Origin of the sequence: Pseudomonas marginalis (assembly GCF_900105325.1) — a bacterium.
Taxonomy (GTDB): Bacteria; Pseudomonadota; Gammaproteobacteria; order Pseudomonadales; family Pseudomonadaceae; genus Aquipseudomonas; species Aquipseudomonas marginalis.
This window is the reverse complement of the sequence record NZ_FNSU01000003.1, coordinates 1,756,346-1,776,007: the sequence shown is the minus strand read 5'-3', so window position 1 is coordinate 1,776,007 and position 19,662 is coordinate 1,756,346. Positions and strand designations below refer to the sequence as shown.

Annotated in this window: 18 protein-coding genes; 17 read left to right on the top strand and 1 reads right to left on the bottom strand. The window is 62.1% G+C overall.

Going from position 1 to position 19,662, the window contains the following annotated elements; genetic code table 11:
- Positions 1-87 precede the first annotated feature (87 nt).
- Positions 88-630: a sigma-70 family RNA polymerase sigma factor gene (locus BLW22_RS17170; RefSeq protein ID WP_074847107.1), complete on the top strand. Its 543-nt coding sequence runs from the start codon at positions 88-90 to the stop codon at positions 628-630.
- Positions 627-1,559 carry a FecR family protein gene (locus BLW22_RS17165; RefSeq protein ID WP_074847106.1) on the top strand — a complete coding sequence of 311 codons (933 nt, stop codon included), beginning with the start codon at positions 627-629 and terminating at the stop codon, positions 1,557-1,559. The genes BLW22_RS17170 and BLW22_RS17165 overlap by 4 nt, the downstream gene beginning before the upstream one ends.
- Here the strand turns inward: BLW22_RS17165 and BLW22_RS17160 are convergent.
- Positions 1,556-3,373: a sigma-54-dependent Fis family transcriptional regulator gene (locus tag BLW22_RS17160; protein ID WP_074847105.1), complete on the bottom strand. Its 1,818-nt coding sequence runs from the start codon at positions 3,371-3,373 to the stop codon at positions 1,556-1,558. The genes BLW22_RS17165 and BLW22_RS17160 overlap by 4 nt on opposite strands.
- Positions 3,374-3,635: 262 nt before the next feature.
- On the opposite strand from BLW22_RS17160, the gene BLW22_RS17155 reads away from it, so the two are divergent.
- The 15 genes from BLW22_RS17155 to BLW22_RS17075 all read left to right on the top strand — a co-directional run bounded on the left by BLW22_RS17155 (position 3,636) and on the right by BLW22_RS17075 (position 19,519).
- Positions 3,636-4,730 (top strand): ABC transporter ATP-binding protein, encoded by a 1,095-nt coding sequence (locus BLW22_RS17155; RefSeq protein WP_027607299.1) that lies wholly within the window; start codon positions 3,636-3,638, stop codon positions 4,728-4,730.
- Positions 4,730-5,827 carry an ABC transporter ATP-binding protein gene (locus tag BLW22_RS17150; RefSeq protein ID WP_065927119.1) on the top strand — a complete coding sequence of 366 codons (1,098 nt, stop codon included), beginning with the start codon at positions 4,730-4,732 and terminating at the stop codon, positions 5,825-5,827. Before BLW22_RS17155 ends, BLW22_RS17150 begins: the two co-directional genes overlap by 1 nt.
- Positions 5,824-6,690: a carbohydrate ABC transporter permease gene (locus BLW22_RS17145; RefSeq protein ID WP_065927120.1), complete on the top strand. Its 867-nt coding sequence runs from the start codon at positions 5,824-5,826 to the stop codon at positions 6,688-6,690. Before BLW22_RS17150 ends, BLW22_RS17145 begins: the two co-directional genes overlap by 4 nt.
- Positions 6,691-6,700: 10 nt before the next feature.
- Complete coding sequence (locus tag BLW22_RS17140; protein ID WP_003174634.1) at positions 6,701-7,501, top strand: carbohydrate ABC transporter permease; 801 nt, start codon at positions 6,701-6,703, stop codon at positions 7,499-7,501.
- 10 nt (positions 7,502-7,511) lie between these two features.
- The gene (locus BLW22_RS17135; protein ID WP_027607297.1) at positions 7,512-7,784 is read left to right on the top strand and encodes a DUF2160 domain-containing protein; all 273 of its coding nucleotides are present in this window, start codon (positions 7,512-7,514) and stop codon (positions 7,782-7,784) included.
- Between the two features lie 162 nt (positions 7,785-7,946).
- Complete coding sequence (locus BLW22_RS17130; RefSeq protein WP_074847104.1) at positions 7,947-9,689, top strand: ABC transporter substrate-binding protein; 1,743 nt, start codon at positions 7,947-7,949, stop codon at positions 9,687-9,689.
- 1,201 nt (positions 9,690-10,890) lie between these two features.
- The gene (locus BLW22_RS17115) at positions 10,891-12,099 is read left to right on the top strand and encodes a methyl-accepting chemotaxis protein (RefSeq protein WP_074847103.1); all 1,209 of its coding nucleotides are present in this window, start codon (positions 10,891-10,893) and stop codon (positions 12,097-12,099) included.
- 9 nt (positions 12,100-12,108) lie between these two features.
- On the top strand, positions 12,109-12,477 hold the full coding sequence (locus BLW22_RS17110; RefSeq protein ID WP_053130151.1) for a response regulator: 369 nt from the start codon (positions 12,109-12,111) through the stop codon (positions 12,475-12,477).
- A gap of 22 nt (positions 12,478-12,499) precedes the next feature.
- Entirely contained in the window at positions 12,500-12,787 is a 288-nt protein-coding gene (locus BLW22_RS17105) for an STAS domain-containing protein (RefSeq protein WP_074847102.1), read from the top strand.
- A gap of 40 nt (positions 12,788-12,827) precedes the next feature.
- On the top strand, positions 12,828-14,864 hold the full coding sequence (locus BLW22_RS17100; RefSeq protein WP_074847101.1) for a chemotaxis protein CheA: 2,037 nt from the start codon (positions 12,828-12,830) through the stop codon (positions 14,862-14,864).
- A 29-nt stretch (positions 14,865-14,893) separates the two neighbouring features.
- Positions 14,894-16,552, top strand: a complete 1,659-nt coding sequence (locus BLW22_RS17095; protein ID WP_065924562.1) for a methyl-accepting chemotaxis protein — start codon at positions 14,894-14,896, stop codon at positions 16,550-16,552.
- A 36-nt stretch (positions 16,553-16,588) separates the two neighbouring features.
- A complete protein-coding gene (locus BLW22_RS17090) occupies positions 16,589-17,128 on the top strand; it encodes a chemotaxis protein CheW (protein WP_027607290.1) in 540 nt (179 codons plus the stop codon).
- 9 nt (positions 17,129-17,137) lie between these two features.
- Positions 17,138-17,947 (top strand): CheR family methyltransferase, encoded by an 810-nt coding sequence (locus BLW22_RS17085; protein ID WP_065924564.1) that lies wholly within the window; start codon positions 17,138-17,140, stop codon positions 17,945-17,947.
- The gene (gene cheD, locus BLW22_RS17080) at positions 17,944-18,474 is read left to right on the top strand and encodes a chemoreceptor glutamine deamidase CheD (protein WP_065924565.1); all 531 of its coding nucleotides are present in this window, start codon (positions 17,944-17,946) and stop codon (positions 18,472-18,474) included. The genes BLW22_RS17085 and cheD overlap by 4 nt, the downstream gene beginning before the upstream one ends.
- Entirely contained in the window at positions 18,437-19,519 is a 1,083-nt protein-coding gene (locus tag BLW22_RS17075) for a protein-glutamate methylesterase/protein-glutamine glutaminase (protein WP_065948072.1), read from the top strand. The genes cheD and BLW22_RS17075 overlap by 38 nt, the downstream gene beginning before the upstream one ends.
- Positions 19,520-19,662: the final 143 nt, after the last annotated feature.

Below are 19,662 nucleotides of genomic sequence, written 5' to 3'. Positions count from 1 at the left end.
TGCGACGGGGAGGGCCTTGCTCCTACACCGTTTTACTGGCATTGTTTGCGCAATTGGTAACTCTTCCCATTTGAGACTCTTTTGCGCATGCATGACATTCCGGCCGCGCTGGGCGATTCAGTGCGTCAGCAGACCCTTACGGCGATGTACCGCGAGCACCACGGCTGGTTGCATGGCTGGCTGCGCCGAAAACTGGGGTGTTCCCAGCACGCCGCCGACCTGGCCCACGATGCCTTCATCCGCGTGCTGATGCTGGCCGAGCCGCAAAATATCCAGGAACCCCGGGCCTTCCTGGCCACCACGGCGGGGCGTTTGCTGATCGATGGCGCCCGGCGTCGACGCATTGAAAAAGCCTACATGGAAGCCCTGGTGATCCAGAGCGAGGACGCCGGCATGCCCGACCCGGCCGCGATCCATATCGCCCTGCAAGCCCTGGAACGCATCGCCGAAATGCTTGCCGGCTTGCCCGCCAAGGCCCGCGAAGCCTTCCTGTTGAGTCGCTTGGACGGGTTGACCTACAGCGAAATCGCCACGCGCCTGGACGTGTCTGCCAGTACCGTCAAAAACTACATCTCCAGCGCCCTGGTGCACTGCTACCACAGCCTGCACGCGGCAGACCCGCTGGCATGAATTCCGAACAGATCATCCAGCAAGCGGCGAATTGGCTGACCCGCCTGCACGACGAAGAGGTCAGCGACGCCGAGCGTCAGGCCTTCAACGCCTGGTGCCAGGCCGACCCTCGTCACGCCGTCGCCATCGACCGCATGCGCGCGCTGTGGGGAAGCCTCGATGCCTTGCCTGCACAACCCGCACGCGTGGCCCTGAACCGCGCATTTGCCCCGCGTCGCGCGCGCGGTGCCCAGGCGATGGGCGTGCTCGGCGTATTACTCTGCGGCTGGCTGGGCCTTACGCACCTGCCGGTGTGGATGGCCGACCAGCGCACCGACGTGGGCGAGCGGCGCCAGATCGTCCTTGAAGACGGCAGCCAGTTGCAACTCAACAGCAACTCGGCGGTGGACGTGAAATTCGACGGCCACCAACGGGTGATCGAACTGCTGCAAGGCGAGCTCTGGGTCGACGTGGCCAAGGATGCGACGCGGCCCTTCGTGGTGCGTACCGACCAAGGCACGGCGACGGCACTGGGCACGCGTTATTTGGTCAAGCGCGCGCCAGACGGCACGACGGTGGTGACGGTGATCGAGTCCACCGTGGCAGTCAAAGGGGACAGCAGCGAAGGGGTCAAGGTCACTGCCGGCCAGCGTTCGATCCTCGACCATGGTCGCGCCCAATCGCCCCAGGCCACCGACGACACCGACCCGGACGCCTGGACCCGTGGCCTGCTCAAGGTCAACGACCAACCCCTGAGCGAAGTGCTGCAAACCCTGGCCAGCTACCGCCACGGCCTGCTGCGCTTCGACCCCCAGGCCTTGCAGAACCTGCGGGTGACGGGGGTGTTCAAGCTGGATGACACGGCGGCGGCGCTGTCGACCCTGGCGGATAACCTGCCGATCCAGGTGGAGTACTTCACCGACCTGCTGGTGGTGGTCAAGCCGCGCTAGCGTTCGTTCTGGCGCAGGCGCTTGTACAGGGTGTTGCGGCTCACCCCCAGCTCCCGCGCCAGGTGGGAAATATTCCCGCCAGCGGCCTTCAAGCGCTGGGTCAGGTCGATGCTGGCATCCAGGTGTTCACTGTCGGGCAGTGGCGCCGTCACGTTCAAATCGACAAAAAAATCGTCCGGCAGATGCTCCGGGCGGATCGGCTGTTCCTCGGCCATCGCCAGCGCCACCTGCAGCACGCTGCTCACCTGGCGCAGGTTGCCGGGCCACGGGTGCTGTTCGAACAGTGCCAGCACCTCGGCGCTGAGCCCGGCCCACTGGCCTGGCTCCCGGTGTTGCTGCCACAGTTGCTGGAACAGCGCCCGTTTGTCGCTGCGCTCGCGTAGCGGTGGCAATTCAAGGGTCAGGCCGCCGATGCGGTAGTACAAGTCCTCGCGAAAGCGCCCGGCCTGGACCTGCTCGCGCAAGGCCCGGTTAGTGGCCGAGATGATGCGCAAATCCACCGGGAACAACTCGCTGCTGCCCACCGGCTGCACACAACGCTCCTGCAATACCCGCAACAGGCGCGCTTGCGTCGGCAGCGGCATGTCGCCGATTTCATCGAGGAACAGCGTGCCCTTGTCGGCCTTGCGGATCAGGCCAATGCTGCCTTTCTGGTTGGCGCCGGTGAACGCGCCTTTTTCGTAGCCGAACAGTTCCGATTCCACCAGCTCGGCGGGAATCGCCGCACAGTTCACCGCGATAAACGCCTGCTGGCTGCGGGAACTGGCCTGGTGCAGGGCCTTGACGAAGACTTCCTTGCCCACGCCGGTTTCGCCGTGGATCAGCAGCGGGATGTCCTTCTCCAGCAAACGCTCGGCCTGGCGCACGGCTTTTTCCACGCGCACATCGCCAAAGTGCAGGGTCTTCAAACCAATCGCGGCGGGCTTTGGCGCAACGGGTTCGCTGAACACGCGGGCCTGCACCGGCATCTGCTTCGGTCGCTTCAGCAGGCACTGGAAGCGATTGCGTCCCGCCGCCTGCAACGAAAAGGGCAGGCCCTCCGGTTGATTGAGCAACTCCAGCAGCGACACCTTGAACAAACTGTCGATCATCACCCGCGACAGGCTGATGCCCAACAGGTTGTCGGCCCGGCGGTTGGCCGAGAGCACCTGGCCGCTCTCGTCAAAGATCAGCAGGCCCGCCCATTGGCTGTCGAGGTTGCTCAGGCCGGTGTTGAAGGTCAGTTGGAAATGCTCACCGCGAAACAGGTTGAGGATCAGCCGATTCTCCACGGTCTGGCTCATCATCTTGACCATGCCCAGGGTGTGGGAGGGCGGCAGGTAGCTGTCACTGGAGACATCCAGCACCGCGATGATTTCGCGCTGGGCATCGAAGATCGGTGCTGCCGAGCCGGTCATGAAGCGGTTGGCCTTGAGGAAGTGTTCGTCATGTTCGATATGCACCGCCTGGGCACAGGCCAGTGCGGTGCCGATGGCATTGGTGCCGCTGGAACGCTCCATCCAGCTGGCGCCGGCGCTGAACCCCCGGGCCAGCTTGGGCTCGATAAAGCGCTGGGTGCCCCAACTGGTCAGCACCTGGCCCTGGTTGTCGGCCAGCATGATCAGGCAGTTGGAATTGCTCAGGATGTTTTCGTAGTAGGGCAGGACTTCCTGGTGCGTGGTCTGCACCAGGGAATGCTGGCTTTCCAGCAATTGGCTGATGCCCTCGGCGGGCAGTTGATCGAAGCTGGGCGTGCTCTGGTGGTCCAGGCCGAAGGCGCGGCAACGGCGCCAGGATTCCTGGATAAGGGTGTCGTGAGCCAGGGGTTCGGCCATGGGGCGACCTTCTTTTTATTGTTTTGGGGTCTTGCACAATCAACGGATGCAACCACGTCAATCGGGTTCAAAGAGTGTTGTTCATAACTGTTCATTGTCAACCCCCGGATTGTTCAGTTGTTCAGCCAGACCTGTTCATTTCTGTTCGCTCCTGAACATCCCGTTTCACCCATTTCCTTGCGGATCAAGCACCTGCCGTTTTTGGCATGAAACTCGCTCTGACGACTGGCCAGATTCATTCCAATAATAAAAAGGTCGTGTCATGTCATTGACCCTGGAACATGTCTCCCGCGTCGTCGAAGGCCAAACCTGGATCGACGACGCCAACCTGCGCTTCGAAGCCGGCTCCTTCAACGTCTTGCTTGGTCGCACCCTGTCCGGCAAGACCAGCCTGATGCGCCTGATGGCGGGCCTGGACAAGCCCGACAGCGGGCGCATCCTGATGAACGGCGTGGATGTCACCCACAAACCGGTGCGCCTGCGCAACGTGTCGATGGTGTATCAGCAGTTCATCAACTACCCGACCATGACCGTGTTCGAAAACATCGCCTCGCCGTTGCGCCAGGCCGGTGTGTCCAACGAGCTGATCCAGAGCAAGGTGCTGGAAACCGCGCGGATGCTGCGCATCGAGAAGTTCCTGCAACGTCACCCGCTGGAGCTGTCCGGTGGCCAGCAGCAACGCACGGCCATGGCCCGCGCGTTGGTGAAAGACGCCGAACTGATCTTGTTCGACGAGCCACTGGTGAACCTGGACTACAAATTGCGCGAAGAGCTGCGTCAGGAAATGCGCGAGCTGTTCAAGGCGCGGCACACCATCGCCATCTACGCCACCACCGAGCCCAACGAGGCCCTGGCCCTGGGCGGCACCACCACCATTCTTCACGAAGGCCGGGTGATCCAGAGCGGCAAGGCCGCCGAGGTGTATCACCAGCCACAGACCGTGTTGGCCGCCGAGCTGTTTTCCGAGCCGCCGATCAACCTGATGCCGGGACGTATCAGCGGTAACGAGGTGAGCTTCGCCAATTTCGTGCACTTCCCGCTGAACGTTGACCTGCGTCCCATCGGCGAAGGCGAATTCCGCTTTGGTGTGCGCCCCAGCCATATCAGCCTGGTGCCGAGCAACGACGACGACCTCGAACTGGCGGTGACCGTGGAAGTCGCCGAGATCAGCGGCTCGGAAACCTTCCTGCATGTGCGCAGCGAGCATTTCCTGCTGGTGCTGCACCTGCCGGGGGTGCATGAGTACGACGTCGACGCGCCGATCCGCGTGTACATCCCCACCCATAAACTGTTTGTGTTCGATGGCCAGGGCCGTTTGGTCCAGGCCCCCGGGCGCCGCGTCGCGAGGGTTGCCTGATGGCCGAGATCCATTTGCAGAACCTGGCGCACAGCTACAGTCCCACGCCGAGCGGCCCTGAGGACTACGCCATCCGGGCAATGAACCACGTGTGGGAGCAGGGCGGTGCCTACGCCTTGCTCGGGCCGTCGGGCTGCGGCAAGTCGACGTTGCTCAATATCATCTCCGGCCTGCTGAGCCCGTCCGAAGGGCAGGTGCTGTTCGATAGCAAAGTGGTCAATGACCTCACCCCGGAAAAACGCAACATCGCCCAGGTGTTCCAGTTCCCGGTGGTGTACGACACCATGACCGTGTTCGATAACCTGGCCTTTCCCCTGCGAAACCAAGGCATGGCCGAGGCGAAAATTCACAGCAAGGTGCAGGAAATTGCCGAAGTCCTCGACCTGCAAAACCTGCTGAGCAAAAAAGCCCGCAACCTCACCGCCGACGAAAAACAGAAAGTCTCCATGGGCCGTGGCCTGGTGCGGGATGACGTGTCGGCCATCCTCTTTGACGAACCGCTGACGGTGATCGACCCGCACCTGAAGTGGAAGCTGCGGCGCAAGCTCAAGCAGATCCATGAGCAGTTCAATATCACCATGGTCTACGTCACCCATGACCAGCTTGAGGCCTCGACTTTCGCCGACAAGATCGCGGTGATGTACGGCGGGCAGATCGTGCAGTTCGGCACGCCCCGTGAGTTGTTCGAACGGCCCAGCCACACCTTTGTCGGCTATTTCATCGGTAGCCCTGGGATGAATCTGATCGAAGTGCAGGCCGAGGCCGGCGGTGTGCGCTTTGCCGGTACGCTTCTGCCGTTATCCGAGGCCTTGCAGCAACGCATTGCCGGCAGCGACTACAAGACGCTGCAGGTGGGGATCCGCCCGGAATTCATTCACGTGTGGGACGAGTACAACCCTGACGCCCTGCAGGCCGATGTCACTCACCTCGAAGACCTCGGCACCTACAAGATCATGACCCTCAACCTTGACGGCGCCACCCTCAAGGTGCGCCTGGCCGAAGACAAACCGGTGCCCGAGGGCAGGGCGTCCATCAGCTTTCCCGCGCAGTGGCTGATGGTGTATGCCGACGACTACCTGCTGGAGGTGCAGCCATGAACAAGGTGCAGAACAACAGGGCCTGGTGGCTGGTGTTGCCGGTGTTCCTGCTGGTGGCGTTCAGTGCGGTGATCCCGATGATGACGGTGGTCAACTATTCGGTGCAGGACATCTTCGACCAGTCCAGCCGCTACTTCGTCGGCGCCGACTGGTACAAGCAGGTGCTGCTCGACCCACGCCTGCATGACTCGCTGCTGCGCCAGTTCATCTATTCGGCTTGCGTGCTGCTGATCGAAATCCCCCTGGGTATCGCCATCGCCCTGACCATGCCGACCAAGGGCCGCTGGTCGTCGCTGGTGCTGATCATCCTCGCCATTCCGTTGCTGATTCCGTGGAACGTGGTGGGCACCATCTGGCAGATTTTCGGCCGTGCCGATATCGGTCTGCTGGGCTACAGCCTCAACGCCCTGGGCATCAGCTACAACTATGCGGCCAACACCATGGACGCCTGGGTCACCGTGCTGGTGATGGATGTGTGGCACTGGACCTCACTGGTGGCGCTGCTGTGTTATTCCGGGCTGCGAGCGATCCCGGATGTGTACTACCAGGCCGCACGTATCGATCGGGCTTCGGCGTGGGCGGTGTTCCGGCATATCCAGTTGCCGAAGATGAAAAGCGTGCTGCTGATCGCGGTGATGCTGCGCTTCATGGACAGTTTCATGATTTACACCGAGCCCTTCGTCCTCACGGGGGGCGGGCCGGGGAATGCCACGACGTTCCTCAGTCAGACGCTGACCCAGATGGCCGTAGGCCAATTCGACCTGGGCCCGGCGGCGGCGTTTTCCCTGGTGTACTTCCTGATCATCCTGTTGGTGTCCTGGCTGTTCTACACCGCTATGACCCACTCCGACGCCAACCGCTGAGGCCGCCAACATGAGCAAGCGCAAGGTTATTCCGCTGCTGATCTACATCCTGTTCCTGCTGGTGCCGATCTACTGGCTGCTGAACATGTCCTTCAAGAGCAACACCGAAATCCTCGGCGGGCTGACCCTGTTTCCGCAGGATTTCACCCTGGCCAACTACAAGGTGATCTTCACCGACCCCAGCTGGTACACCGGTTACCTCAACTCGCTGTACTACGTGAGCCTGAACACGGTGATTTCCCTGAGCGTGGCGTTGCCGGCAGCCTATGCCTTCTCGCGCTACCGCTTCCTGGGTGACAAGCACCTGTTCTTCTGGCTGCTGACCAACCGCATGGCGCCACCCGCGGTGTTCCTGCTGCCGTTTTTCCAGCTGTATTCGTCCATCGGCCTGTTCGACACGCACATCGCCGTGGCCTTGGCCCACTGCCTGTTCAACGTACCGCTGGCGGTGTGGATCCTGGAGGGCTTCATGTCGGGGGTGCCCAAGGAAATCGACGAAACCGCCTACATCGACGGCTATAGTTTTCCCAAGTTCTTCGTGAAGATTTTTATCCCGTTGATCGGCTCCGGCATCGGTGTGACCGCGTTTTTCTGCTTCATGTTTTCCTGGGTCGAGCTGCTGCTGGCGCGCACCCTGACCTCGGTCAACGCCAAGCCCATCGCCGCGGTGATGACCCGCACGGTGTCGGCGTCGGGTATCGATTGGGGGGTGCTGGCAGCGGCGGGGGTGTTGACCATCCTGCCCGGCATGCTGGTGATCTGGTTTGTTCGCAACCATGTGGCCAAGGGCTTTGCCCTGGGCCGGGTCTGAGGAGTCGATGATGGAATGGATGGCCTGGACCACCCCCACTGCACTGTTCTTTGGCGGCATTGCCCTGATTCTGGCGGGCATGACCACCTGGGAGCTGCGCTCGCCGAGCATTCCGCGGCGCGGCGTCCTGCCGATCAGCACCACCCGTGGTGATCGCTTGTTTATCGGTCTTCTCGGCAGCGCCTACCTGCATTTGCTGGTGATCGGCGTTACCGACTGGAGCATCTGGGTAGCGTCCGCGCTCTCCCTGGTATGGCTGTTGAGTGTGATGCGTTGGGGCTAGTGCCCCGACACCTTGTAGGAGCGAGCTTGCTCGCGAAAATCGCCAACGATAACGCGGGCATTCTGGATGTACGCGGTGTCCTCGGGTTTTTCGCGAGCAAGCTCGCTCCTACAGAGGGTTGTGGCGTTTGTAGTCCTTTTTGAAATTAACCAGGAGGTCTCTATGTTGAATAAAAACAATAAGCTGCGACATAGCATTTCATTGGCCGCCGTACTGGCCCTCAGCGGTTTGAGCGCTTCGGCCTGGGCTGATGCGTATGAAGATGCGGCGAAGAAATGGATCGGCAGCGAGTTCAAGCCGTCGACCCTCACGGCCGACCAGCAGGTGGAGGAGTTGAAGTGGTTTATCAAGGCCGCCGAACCGTTCCGTGGGATGAAGATCAACGTGGTGTCGGAAACCCTCACCACCCACGAGTACGAATCCAAGGTGCTGGCCAAGGCCTTCAGCGAAATCACCGGCATCAAGCTGACCCACGACCTGCTGCAGGAAGGCGACGTGGTGGAGAAACTGCAAACCCAGATGCAGTCCGACAAGAATATCTATGACGGCTGGGTCAACGATTCCGACTTGATCGGTACGCACTTTCGTTATGGCAAGACCGAATCCATCACCGACCTGATGGCCAACGAAGGCAAGGCCTTTACCTCGCCAACCCTGGATATCAAGGACTTTATCGGCATCTCCTTCACCACCGCGCCGGACGGCAAGATCTACCAGCTGCCCGACCAGCAGTTTGCCAACCTCTACTGGTTCCGCGCCGACTGGTTCGAGCGTCCCGAACTGAAAGCCAAGTTCAAGGAAAAATACGGCTATGACCTCGGCGTGCCGGTGAATTGGTCGGCCTATGAAGACATCGCCAAATTCTTCAGTGAAGACGTCAAGGAAATCGACGGCAAGCGCATCTATGGGCACATGGACTACGGCAAGAAAGACCCGTCCCTGGGCTGGCGCTTCACCGATGCCTGGTTCTCCATGGCCGGTGGCGGCGACAAGGGCCTGCCCAACGGCTTGCCGGTGGACGAGTGGGGCATCCGCGTGGAGGACTGCCACCCGGTGGGCTCCAGCGTCACCCGTGGCGGCGACACCAACGGCCCGGCGGCGGTGTTCGCCACGCAGAAATACGTGGACTGGATGAAAGCCTACGCCCCCCCGGAAGCGGCGGGCATGACCTTCTCCGAATCCGGCCCGGTGCCGTCCCAGGGCAACATCGCCCAGCAGATATTCTGGTACACCGCGTTTACCGCCGACATGACCAAGCCGGGCCTGCCGGTGGTGAACGCCGACGGCACGCCGAAATGGCGCATGGCGCCGTCGCCGGTCGGACCGTATTGGGAAAAAGGCATGAAGAAGGGGTACCAGGACGTGGGTTCCTGGACTTTCCTCAAGTCGACGCCGGAGAAGCAGAAACTCGCGGCCTGGTTGTACGCGCAGTTCGTCACCTCGAAAACCGTGTCCCTGAAGAAAACCATCGTCGGCCTGACGCCGATTCGTGAGTCCGATATCAACTCCCAGGCCATGACCGACATGGCGCCGAAACTCGGTGGCCTGGTGGAGTTCTACCGCAGCCCGGCGCGGGTCGAGTGGACCCCGACCGGCACCAACGTGCCGGACTACCCACGTCTGGCGCAACTGTGGTGGAGCAACATCGCCGCCGCCGCCAGCGGCGAGAAAACCCCGCAACAGGCCCTCGACAACCTGGCCAAGGAGCAGGACGCGATCATGACGCGCCTGGAACGCTCCAAGGTGCAGCCGGTGTGCGGCCCGAAAATGAACCCCGAGCGTGACGCGCAATACTGGTTCGACCAGCCGGGCGCGCCGAAACCGAAACTGGCCAACGAGAAACCGAAAGGCGAGACCGTGGCCTACGGCGACCTGCTCAAGCAGTGGGAGGCCGCGCGTAAGTAAACGTGCCCGGGCGTGAACCACAAGACGGCACCCAGGTGCCGTTTTGTTTTGGTGCAAACATGAAGGCGCAGCTCTGTGACCGATGACGCGCGGTGGTCAGGCAATCCTGAGTATGGGTGTCTACACAATTTTCAGTGGTCTGTGGCGAGGGAGCTTGCTTCCGTGGCGGCCTTCGGGCCGACCATGTATTTGGAGTTGACCGAGTACATATCCGTTGCTGCGGTCACGGCTGCCTATGGTTCCGCTCTTACAGCGGGTCACTTTTGGAAAGACCCAAAAGTAACCAAAAGGTCTTCGCCCCAACACTCGGCACCTCGCCTAGGCTCGGTGTGTCCTCACTCCGGCTTTGGAGCGTGGGCCGCCGCGATGGGCCATCCCTGGCCCAGCGCGGCTAACCCGGCGTCCTGCCGGGTTACCCACGCTCCAAAGCCTGCGTTCGGCCAGCGTGTTTGACGGGGCGATTTTAGATCAAAAGCCAAAGCGAGGCGGCCTTAAAGCCGACCTGATCTTTGAAGCGTACGCGGTGTGGCTTCTACTTCCTTAACCGCTGACGAAGTCAGCAATCTTTTGATCTGCTCTGGCTCTGGCTCTGGCTCTGGCTCTGGCTCTGGCTCTGGCTCTGGCTCTGGCTCTGGCTTTTGATCTTGATCTCAGTCGCCCCGTTAACCACGCTGGCCGAACGCAGGCTTGAATCCGTGGGTAACCCGGCAGGACGCCGGGTTAGCCGTCCTGGGCCAGGGATGGCCCATGACGGCGGCCCACGGATTCAAGCCTTCGTTCGGGCATACCGAGCCTAGGCGAGGTACCGAGTGGTGGGGCAAGAGCCCTTTGGTTACTTTGGGGCTTTTCCAAAGTGACCCGCCGTAAGGGCGGAACCGTAGGCAGCCGTGACCGCAGCAACGGATATGTACTCGGTCAAACCCAACGACATGGTCGGCCCAGAGGCCGCCACGGAACCAACCGCCCTCACCACAAAGAGATTTTTCAGCCTGAAAGACAGACTCGCTAGCCAGCGCTGCGACAACCCCCTGTTCGGTAAACCACCGCTGATCCTTCAGGAACAAGGACCCAGAACTGACCGATCTGTCACCCACGGTTCATAAACCAGACGGAAGGCACCTAAGTCACCTCAAGTTGCAAGTTACAGCGCAGATAACAACTATGTCACTTACATCCGCAACAACGTTCAAGGATCGAACTCATGCCCCAGCGCCAATCCAGCCGCCTGCCTCTTCCCGTTTATCCACGTTTTCGCTGGTTCGCTTTGATCCCGGTCGTGCCCGCCGTGTTGTGGATACTCGTGCAATCAACCTCGCCGGCCAATCTGCTGGCCTGCACGGTACTGGTGCTGATCGGCCTCGGTGCCTGTGCCTGGAGCGCGAGTTCGCAGCGCAACGCGATGCTGCAAGCGCTTGCACTGGCGGAACAGTCAGATGCGCACGCGGTGCACGACGGCATGGCCTCTCGTGCCCAACTCGACGAGGTATTGCTGGGCGCCATGCCCATCTGGGCCAAGCAGGTGGAAAGCTCGCGCCATCAGACCGAAGAAGCGATCGTGAGCCTGGCCAACCGTTTCACCGGGATCGCCGCACGATTGCAGGAGACGGTACAAGCCTCGCAGCACGCGGCCGGTGAACTGGACGGGCAGGCCGCCGACGGCGCGCTTGAGGTGCTGGCACGCAGTGACAGCGAGCTGAGCCAGGTGATCAATTCGCTCAAGGCAACCCAAACCAGCCGTGACCAGACCCTGGCCCAGGTCCGCAGCCTGACCGCCTATACCGGCGAACTGCGGACCATGGCCGCCGATGTGGCGGCGATTGCCGCGCAAACCAACCTGCTGGCCCTCAACGCCGCCATCGAGGCGGCGCGTGCCGGTGAGGCCGGGCGCGGTTTTGCGGTGGTGGCCGACGCGGTGCGCAGCCTGTCGAGCAAATCCAGTGAAACCGGCCAGCAGATGTCGGCCAAGGTCGACATCATCAACAACGCCATTACGCAATTGGTCCAGGCCGCGTCCAGCAGTGCCGACCAGGACAGCCATTCGGTGGCCGAGTCCGAAAACAGTATTCAAGTAGTGCTCGAACGCTTCCAGAACATCACCGGGCGCCTGGCCGACTCCGCCGACCTGCTCAAGCAGGAAAGCTACGGCATCCGGGATGAGATGACCGAAGTGCTGGTCAACCTGCAATTCCAGGACCGGGTCAGCCAGATCCTCAGCCACGTGCGCGACAACATGCACGCCCTGCATGAGCACCTCCTGCAGGCCAGCCAGGCCCCGGACCAGCCGGTGGCCGTCGACGCCCGCCAATGGCTGGCGCGCATGGAAGCCACCTATGCCACCGACGAGCAACGGCGCCTGCACCATGGAGAGGCGGCCGTGCAGCAGAATTCTCAAGACATCACCTTCTTTTAGGAGCACATCATGGCGAAGAATGTATTAGTGGTCGACGACTCCAGCAGCGTGCGGCAAGTGGTCGGCATAGCCTTGAGAAGCGCCGGTTATGACGTCATCGAGGCCAGCGACGGCAAGGATGCCCTGGGCAAGCTGACCGGGCAGAAAGTGCACCTGATCATCAGCGACGTGAACATGCCCAACATGGACGGCATCACCTTCGTCAAGGAGGTCAAGAAGCTGGCTAACTACAAGTTCACCCCGATCATCATGCTCACCACCGAGTCCCAGGAGTCGAAGAAGGCCGAGGGCCAGGCCGCCGGCGCCAAGGCCTGGGTGGTCAAGCCGTTCCAGCCTGCGCAGATGTTGGCAGCTGTGTCTAAACTGATCCTGCCTTGATCCCGGCGCCAGGGAGGCTCCCATGCCGATTACCACTGAAACACTCGACGACACTGCCCAGGTGCGCATTGACGGCGAGCTTACGATCTACACCGTAGCGGAACTGGCGGCGGCGCTGCTGCCGCAGATGGGCGCGGCGCCACGCCTGGAGCTGGACCTGTCGCAGGTCACAGAGATGGATGGCGCCGGCTTGCAGTTGCTCGCGGTTATCCGACGAGAGGCCAGTAATGCCGGCATAGCCTTGAGCGTGACCGGCCAGAGCCAGGCGGTCACGCAGGCGCTCCAACTGTGTCGCAGCGCGGCCTCATAGTCAGCGCTTCCCATGTTTTTGATCGACAAGGAAAGTCACGGTGAGCATTAATCTCGATCAGGCACAGCAGACATTCATCGTAGAGGCTCGCGAGCTGTTGCAGGCCATGGAGCAATCCCTGCTGCAATTGGAAAGCGAGCCCGGCGACCAGGATGCCATCGGCGCGATTTTCCGCGCCGCGCACACCATCAAGGGTTCGGCGGGCCTTTTCGGCCTGGCGTCGATCGTGGGGTTCACGCATATCGTCGAAGACGTGCTTGACCGCCTGCGCGAAGGCAGTGTGGCGGTGGACGCCGCCTTGATCGCGCTGCTGCTCAAGTGCGGCGACCACATACTCGAACTGGTCGAAGTGGTCGCCAACCGCGGTGAGGTGCCGACCCCTGCCGCTCTGGAGCGCGGCGAGGCATTGCGCGAGGCGCTGAGTGCCTACCAGCCGATGCGAACCGCCGTTGCCAGCGTCGAAACCGCCGAGGTGACCGACGACGTGGCGGTCGAAGTGCTTTGGCATATTTCCCTGCGCTTCGGCACGGATGTGTTCCGTAATGGCATGGACCCGCTGTCATTTCTGCGCTACCTCGAGACCTTGGGGCAGTTGATACAGGTCGCCACCCTGACCGACAGCATCCCGCCCATGGACAGCTGGGACCCGGAAAGCTGCTACCTGGGTTTCGAGATCGACCTGCGCTCGATGGCCAGCCACGCCACCCTCAACGAAGTGTTCGACTTTGTGCGTGACGACTGTGAAGTGCACATCAGTGCCGTCGACGAAGCGCCCGACAGCACAGCGGCCATTGCTGGCGAGTTGGTCACGCCGGTCGAGCCGGGCCTTGTGACCGCCGCCCCCCAGCGTCCGGCAGCCAGCGAGGCGAAAACCCGCGACGGCAATTACGTGCGCGTCAACGCTGACAAGCTCGACGAGTTGATCAATCTGGTTGGCGAACTGGTCATCGCCAGCGCCGGCGCGAGCCTGCTGGCCCGGTCCTGTAACAACGACCCGTTGCACGAGGCCTCCTCGACAGTCTCGGGGCTGGTGGAAGAGATCCTCGATGGCGCCCTGCATTTGCGCATGATCCCCATCGGCGACACATTCAACCGCTTCCGCCGCGTGGTGCGCGATATCAGCCAGGAACTGGGCAAGGACATCGAACTGAGCATCAGCGGCGCGGAAACCGAACTGGACAAGACCGTGGTCGAGAAGATCGGCGACCCGCTGATGCACCTGTTGCGCAACGCCATGGACCACGGCATCGAAAGCGCCGATGCGCGGCGTGCGGCCGGCAAGTCGGCCAAGGGGCATCTGAGCCTCAATGCCTACCACGACTCGGGGAGCATCGTCATTGAGATCGCCGACGACGGCGCCGGCCTCAACCGCGAACGCATCCTGCAAAAGGCCCAGGAACGCGGGCTGGTGGCCAGCGGTGCGGTGCTCAACGACCAGGAGATCTACAACCTGATCTTCGAGGCGGGGTTCTCCACCGCCGAGGCGGTGACCAACCTGTCCGGGCGCGGTGTCGGCATGGACGTGGTCAAGCGCAATATCACCTTGTTGCGCGGCACCGTCGACCTCGACAGCCGTCCCGGCCAGGGCACCGTGGTGCGCATTCGCTTGCCGCTGACCCTGGCGATCATCAATGGGTTCCTGGTCGGCATCGACCAATCCACCTACGTGATTCCCCTGGACATGGTCCAGGAGTGTATCGAGCTGGATGAACAGCAGCGCCAGTCCAGTCGCGACACGGGTTATCTGGACCTGCGTGGCGAGGTGTTGCCGTTGGTGCACCTGCGCGACCACTTCAGCCACGAAGGCCCCGCGACCCGACGCCAGAATGTGGTGGTGGTGCGTTACGCCGAGCATAAGGCCGGGCTGGTGGTGGATGACCTGCTCGGCGAGTTCCAGACCGTGATCAAACCCCTGGGCAAGTTGTTCGGTGCACTGCGTGGCATCAGCGGCTCGACCATATTGGGCAGCGGCGCGGTGGCCCTGATCCTGGATGTACCGGTACTGCTCAACCAAATCGTACAACTGGAAGCCCGCACGGCCCAGGCGCCTCAGTCGCCACCGGCCGTCGCTCGCTGACGCATTTGCAATTCCATGGAGGTTCCCCGATGAAATGGTTCTACGATCTTAAGATTTCCACCAAGTTGATCTGTTCATTCCTGGTGGTCCTGGCGCTCACTGGGGCCATGGGCGGCTTCGCCATCCTCCAGCTCGGTGCCGTCAACCAGGCCGCCCAGGACATCAAGGGCAACTGGATGCCCTCCATGCGTGCCGCGGCAGGCATGCGCTTTTTTGCCGCCAACTATCGCTTGAAAGAGAACCGCCACATCGGCACCGAGATTGCCGAGGAAAAGGCCCAGGCCGAACGCGAAGCCGCCGACGCGCGCCAACAGTTCGAAACCCGCATGGGCACCTACGAGCAATTGCTGTCGAACGATGAAGATCGGCAACTCCTGGCCAGCGTGAAAAGCGCTTGGGACGCCTACCTTGCAAGCAGCAAGCAGGTGCTTGAGTTTTCTCGCCAGAACCAGGAAGCCCAGGCGCGCGGTTTGCTCAGGGGAGAATCCAAGGGGCATTTCGATGAGGTGACGGCCCGTCTGCAGAAAATGGTCGAGCTCAATGATGCCGGCGCAACGGCCGCAGGTGACAAGGGTTCCGTGCTGTATGAAAGCGCACGGGTGTCGATCATCGCGGTACTGGTCGCCGCCCTGTTGATCGGCCTGGGCCTGGCGATGTTCATCGCGCGGATCATTTCCCGCCCGTTGCGCCAGGCCGCGAGCGCCGCCGAGCAATTGGCCGAAGGCAACCTCAACGCGCACATCGAGCCGGGCGGGAAGGATGAAACCGGCATGGTGCTCAACGCCATGCGCAACATGGTCGGCAAGCTGGCGCATATCATCGGCGAAGTGCGTAACGCCGCCGACAACCTGGCCAGCGCCTCCGAGGAGGTCAGCGCCACCGCGCAATCGATGAGCCAGGCCACCAGTGAGCAGGCCGCCAGCGTCGAGGAAACCAGTGCGTCGGTCGAGCAGATGAGTGCCAGCATCAACCAGAACACCGAAAACGCCAAGGTCACCGATGGCATGGCCAGCAAGGCCGCCAAGGAAGCCACCGAGGGCGGCGAATCGGTACAGCAGACCGTGGTGGCGATGAAGAAAATCGCCCAGCGCATCAGCATCATCGATGACATCGCCTACCAGACCAATCTGCTCGCGCTCAACGCCGCCATCGAGGCCGCTCGGGCCGGCGAGCACGGCAAGGGGTTTGCCGTGGTGGCCGCCGAAGTGCGCAAGTTGGCCGAACGCAGCCAGGTTGCCGCCCAGGAAATCGGTGAACTGTCCTCCAGCAGCGTGGACATGGCCGAGAAGGCCGGCAAGTTGCTCGACGAAATGGTGCCCTCCATCAACAAGACGTCCGACCTTGTGCAGGAAATCAGCGCCGCGTCCGAGGAACAGGCCGCCGGTGTCGCGCAGATCAACACTGCGATGACCCAGCTCAACCAGGTAACCCAGCAAAATGCCTCGAGCAGCGAGGAACTGGCGGCCACGGCGGAAGAAATGAGCAGCCAGGCCGAGCAACTGCAACAGGCCATGAGCTTTTTCGTGCTGGATTCAGCGCCCAAGGCCGCAGTTCAAAGCAACAGCGTGGACAGCCCGGGCAGCAAGCCCAACCGTCAGGCGCCACAGCCGAAACCACCGGCGCAGCGCAAGGCGTTCGCCTACACCATGGCCAGTGCCCCGGACGAAGCGGATTTCACCCGCTTCTGATCCCATGATCAATACGGGCCTACTAGGGAGAGTGACATGGGTGCAGCAATGACGACTCGGCAGACCGCAGCAGCGGTCGATGAGGATGCGCAGTATCTGACCTTCATGCTCGGCGGCGAAATGTTCGCCATCGGCATTCTGGGGATCAAGGAAATTATCGAATACGGCAGCCTGACCGTGGTGCCGATGATGCCCGCTTTCGTACGCGGGGTGATCAACCTGCGCGGCGCGGTGGTGCCGGTGGTCGACCTGTCGGCGCGCTTTGGCCGGGCCAACTCGGCGATCACCCGGCGCTCCTGCGTGATCATCATCGAGGCGAGTACCGAAGATGGCCAGGCCCAGGACATCGGGCTGCTGGTCGATACGGTGTCTGCGGTGCGGGAGATCCCGGCGACGCAGATCGAGCCGCCACCCAACTTCGGCGCACGAATTCGCGCCGATTTCATCAGCGGCATGGCCAAGGTCGACGGCAAGTTCGTGATCGTGCTGGAGGTGGACAAGGTGCTGTCCATCGATGAGATGTCCAGCCTCGCCGAGGCCGGCCAGGCGCCGGCCCTCGACCTCGACCCGCGTTGAGACCCGACCATGGCAGACACCGTGTCCATCGATGACCATGAATTCGGTCAGTTCCAGACCTGGCTGTACCGCGCGGCGGGCATCAACCTGTCGCCGACCAAGAAAGCCCTGGTGGCCGGGCGCCTGTTCAAGCGCCTCAAGCACTATGAGCTGCACAGCTATGGTGAGTATTTCAAGCTGATCATGAATGACCAGCGCAAGGGCGAACTGCAGGTTGCGCTGGATTTGCTGACCACCAACGAAACCTATTTTTTTCGCGAGCCCAAGCACTTCGACTTCCTGCGTCAGCACGTGCTGCCCCGGGCCGCGCCGGGCAAGGTGTTTCGCGTGTGGAGCGCGGCCAGCTCCTCCGGTGAAGAACCCTACAGCCTGGCGATGACCCTGGCCGAAAGCCTCGGCAGCACGCCCTGGGAAGTGGTCGGCTCGGACATCAGCTCCCAAGTGCTGGCCAAGGCGCGCACCGGCCATTACTCCCTGGAACGCACCGAGACATTGCCCCAACCGCTGCTGGCCAAGTACTGCCTCAAGGGCATTGGTCGCCAGGAGGGCACCTTGCTGATCGACAAGGCCTTGCGTAGCCGCGTCAATTTTGTCCAGGTCAACCTTAACGAAGCGCTGCCGGCCCTGGGTGAGTTCGAGGTGATTTTCCTGCGCAACGTGATGATTTATTTCGACCAGCAGACCAAGAGCCAGGTGGTCGCGCGCCTGTTGCCGCTGCTCAAGCCGGGCGGTTACCTGATCATCAGTCACTCGGAAAGCCTCCACGGTGTCAATGACACCTTGAAACTGGTGGCTCCGTCGATTTACCGCAAGCCATGAAAAAGCCCGTCGGTACGGCCGAAGTGGTGTTGGCGCCTGGCCAGGTCAGCTTTGCGACGCGGCCGACGCGCCTGCGCACCTTGCTCGGCTCTTGCGTGGCGATCACCTTTTGGCACCCGCAACGGCTGATTGGCGGCATGTGTCACTTCATGCTGCCGGGGCGCGTGCGCGACCGTCAGCCCCTGGACGGCCGATATGCCGACGAAGCCCTGGAGCTGCTGCTGCGCCACGCCGAGATCAATGGCACGCATGCACAGGATTACCAGGTCAAATTGTTCGGCGGCGGCAAGATGTTTCCCCAGCTGTGCCGCCTGCCGACGCAGGACGTGGCCAGCCTGAATATTCGCGCGGCACTGGCCCTGGCCGAGCGCTATCACCTGCACCTGACGGCCCAGGACATGGGCAGTACCGGTTACCGCACGATCATGTTCGACCTGTGGAACGGCAACGTCTGGGTCCGGCACCAACCAATGGGAACAATTCAACAAGATGCCTACCAAAAAAATCAGTGTGCTGCTCGTCGATGATTCGGCCGTGGTGCGCCAGGTACTGCTGGCGATTCTCAGCGATACGCCGGATATCCATGTCATGGGCGCCGCCTCCGACCCGATTTTCGCCATGGACAAACTCGCCCGGGAATGGCCGGATGTGATCGTGCTGGACGTGGAAATGCCGCGCATGGACGGCATCACCTTTCTCAAGAAAATCATGAGCGAACGGCCGACGCCGGTGGTGATCTGTTCCTCGCTGACCCAGAAAGGCGCGGAAACCTCCCTGCAGGCGCTGTCGGCGGGCGCGGTGGAAATCATCACCAAGCCCACTACCGGGTTGAAGAATTTCCTGATCGAGTCGGCGGCCGAGCTGGTGGCCGCGATCCGCGCCGCAGCGAACTCCAACGTCAGGAACCTGGGCAAGCGCAGCGCCAGCCCGGCGCCGGCACTGGCCCCGGCCAGCAAGCTCACCGCAGATGCGATCCTGCCTGCCGCCAATGGCCATGCCATGGCACAGACCACCGAGCGTATCGTCGCCATCGGCACGTCCACCGGCGGTACCCAAGCGTTGGAGGCGGTTCTGACGGCACTGCCGAGGGTGTGCCCAGGCATGGTGATCGTGCAGCACATGCCGGAAAAGTTCACCGCCTCGTTTGCCGAGCGCCTCAACAGCGTATGCGAGATCGAGGTGCGCGAAGCGCGCAACAACGACCGCATTCTGCCGGGCCTGGCCCTGATCGCGCCGGGTGGCAAGCACCTGATGGTGACTCGCAGCGGCGCCTATTATCACGCCCAGGTCATTGATGGGCCCTTGGTCAACCGGCACCGGCCATCCGTGGATGTGCTGTTTCGCTCGGTGGCCAAGTTCGCCGGCAGGAACGCCACCGGCATCATCATGACCGGCATGGGCGACGACGGCGCGCGCGGGCTCAAGGAGATGCTCGAGGCCGGCGCCGCCACGGTGGCCCAGGACGAGGCCAGTTGCGTGGTGTTCGGCATGCCCAAGGAGGCCATCAAGCTGAATGCCGCCCAGCGCATCATGGCGCTGGAGGATATCCATCAGGCGATCTTGTATAAGTGACGTCGCGCGCCGGCTTTTGCGCTGCGCCAGAATCCGCGGCGTGGGCTACTGACGACCACTGATCCGCAGCCGCACAACCCCGATTGAATTTTCCCCATGCCCGCAGGCTCTGCATTTTAGACGCGTGTGCTGTTGAGCGCGCT

Bases quoted from the DNA above. Each gene is read 5' to 3' on its own strand.
- BLW22_RS17170 (WP_074847107.1), top strand. From the start codon at position 88: ATGCATGACATTCCGGCCGCGCTGGGCGATTCAGTGCGTCAGCAGACC.
- BLW22_RS17165 (WP_074847106.1), top strand. From the start codon at position 627: ATGAATTCCGAACAGATCATCCAGCAAGCGGCGAATTGGCTGACCCGC.
- BLW22_RS17160 (WP_074847105.1), bottom strand. From the start codon at position 3,373: ATGGCCGAACCCCTGGCTCACGACACCCTTATCCAGGAATCCTGGCGC.
- BLW22_RS17155 (WP_027607299.1), top strand. From the start codon at position 3,636: ATGTCATTGACCCTGGAACATGTCTCCCGCGTCGTCGAAGGCCAAACC.
- BLW22_RS17150 (WP_065927119.1), top strand. From the start codon at position 4,730: ATGGCCGAGATCCATTTGCAGAACCTGGCGCACAGCTACAGTCCCACG.
- BLW22_RS17145 (WP_065927120.1), top strand. From the start codon at position 5,824: ATGAACAAGGTGCAGAACAACAGGGCCTGGTGGCTGGTGTTGCCGGTG.
- BLW22_RS17140 (WP_003174634.1), top strand. From the start codon at position 6,701: ATGAGCAAGCGCAAGGTTATTCCGCTGCTGATCTACATCCTGTTCCTG.
- BLW22_RS17135 (WP_027607297.1), top strand. From the start codon at position 7,512: ATGGAATGGATGGCCTGGACCACCCCCACTGCACTGTTCTTTGGCGGC.
- BLW22_RS17130 (WP_074847104.1), top strand. From the start codon at position 7,947: ATGTTGAATAAAAACAATAAGCTGCGACATAGCATTTCATTGGCCGCC.
- BLW22_RS17115 (WP_074847103.1), top strand. From the start codon at position 10,891: ATGCCCCAGCGCCAATCCAGCCGCCTGCCTCTTCCCGTTTATCCACGT.
- BLW22_RS17110 (WP_053130151.1), top strand. From the start codon at position 12,109: ATGGCGAAGAATGTATTAGTGGTCGACGACTCCAGCAGCGTGCGGCAA.
- BLW22_RS17105 (WP_074847102.1), top strand. From the start codon at position 12,500: ATGCCGATTACCACTGAAACACTCGACGACACTGCCCAGGTGCGCATT.
- BLW22_RS17095 (WP_065924562.1), top strand. From the start codon at position 14,894: ATGAAATGGTTCTACGATCTTAAGATTTCCACCAAGTTGATCTGTTCA.
- BLW22_RS17090 (WP_027607290.1), top strand. From the start codon at position 16,589: ATGGGTGCAGCAATGACGACTCGGCAGACCGCAGCAGCGGTCGATGAG.
- BLW22_RS17085 (WP_065924564.1), top strand. From the start codon at position 17,138: ATGGCAGACACCGTGTCCATCGATGACCATGAATTCGGTCAGTTCCAG.
- cheD (WP_065924565.1), top strand. From the start codon at position 17,944: ATGAAAAAGCCCGTCGGTACGGCCGAAGTGGTGTTGGCGCCTGGCCAG.
- BLW22_RS17075 (WP_065948072.1), top strand. From the start codon at position 18,437: ATGCCTACCAAAAAAATCAGTGTGCTGCTCGTCGATGATTCGGCCGTG.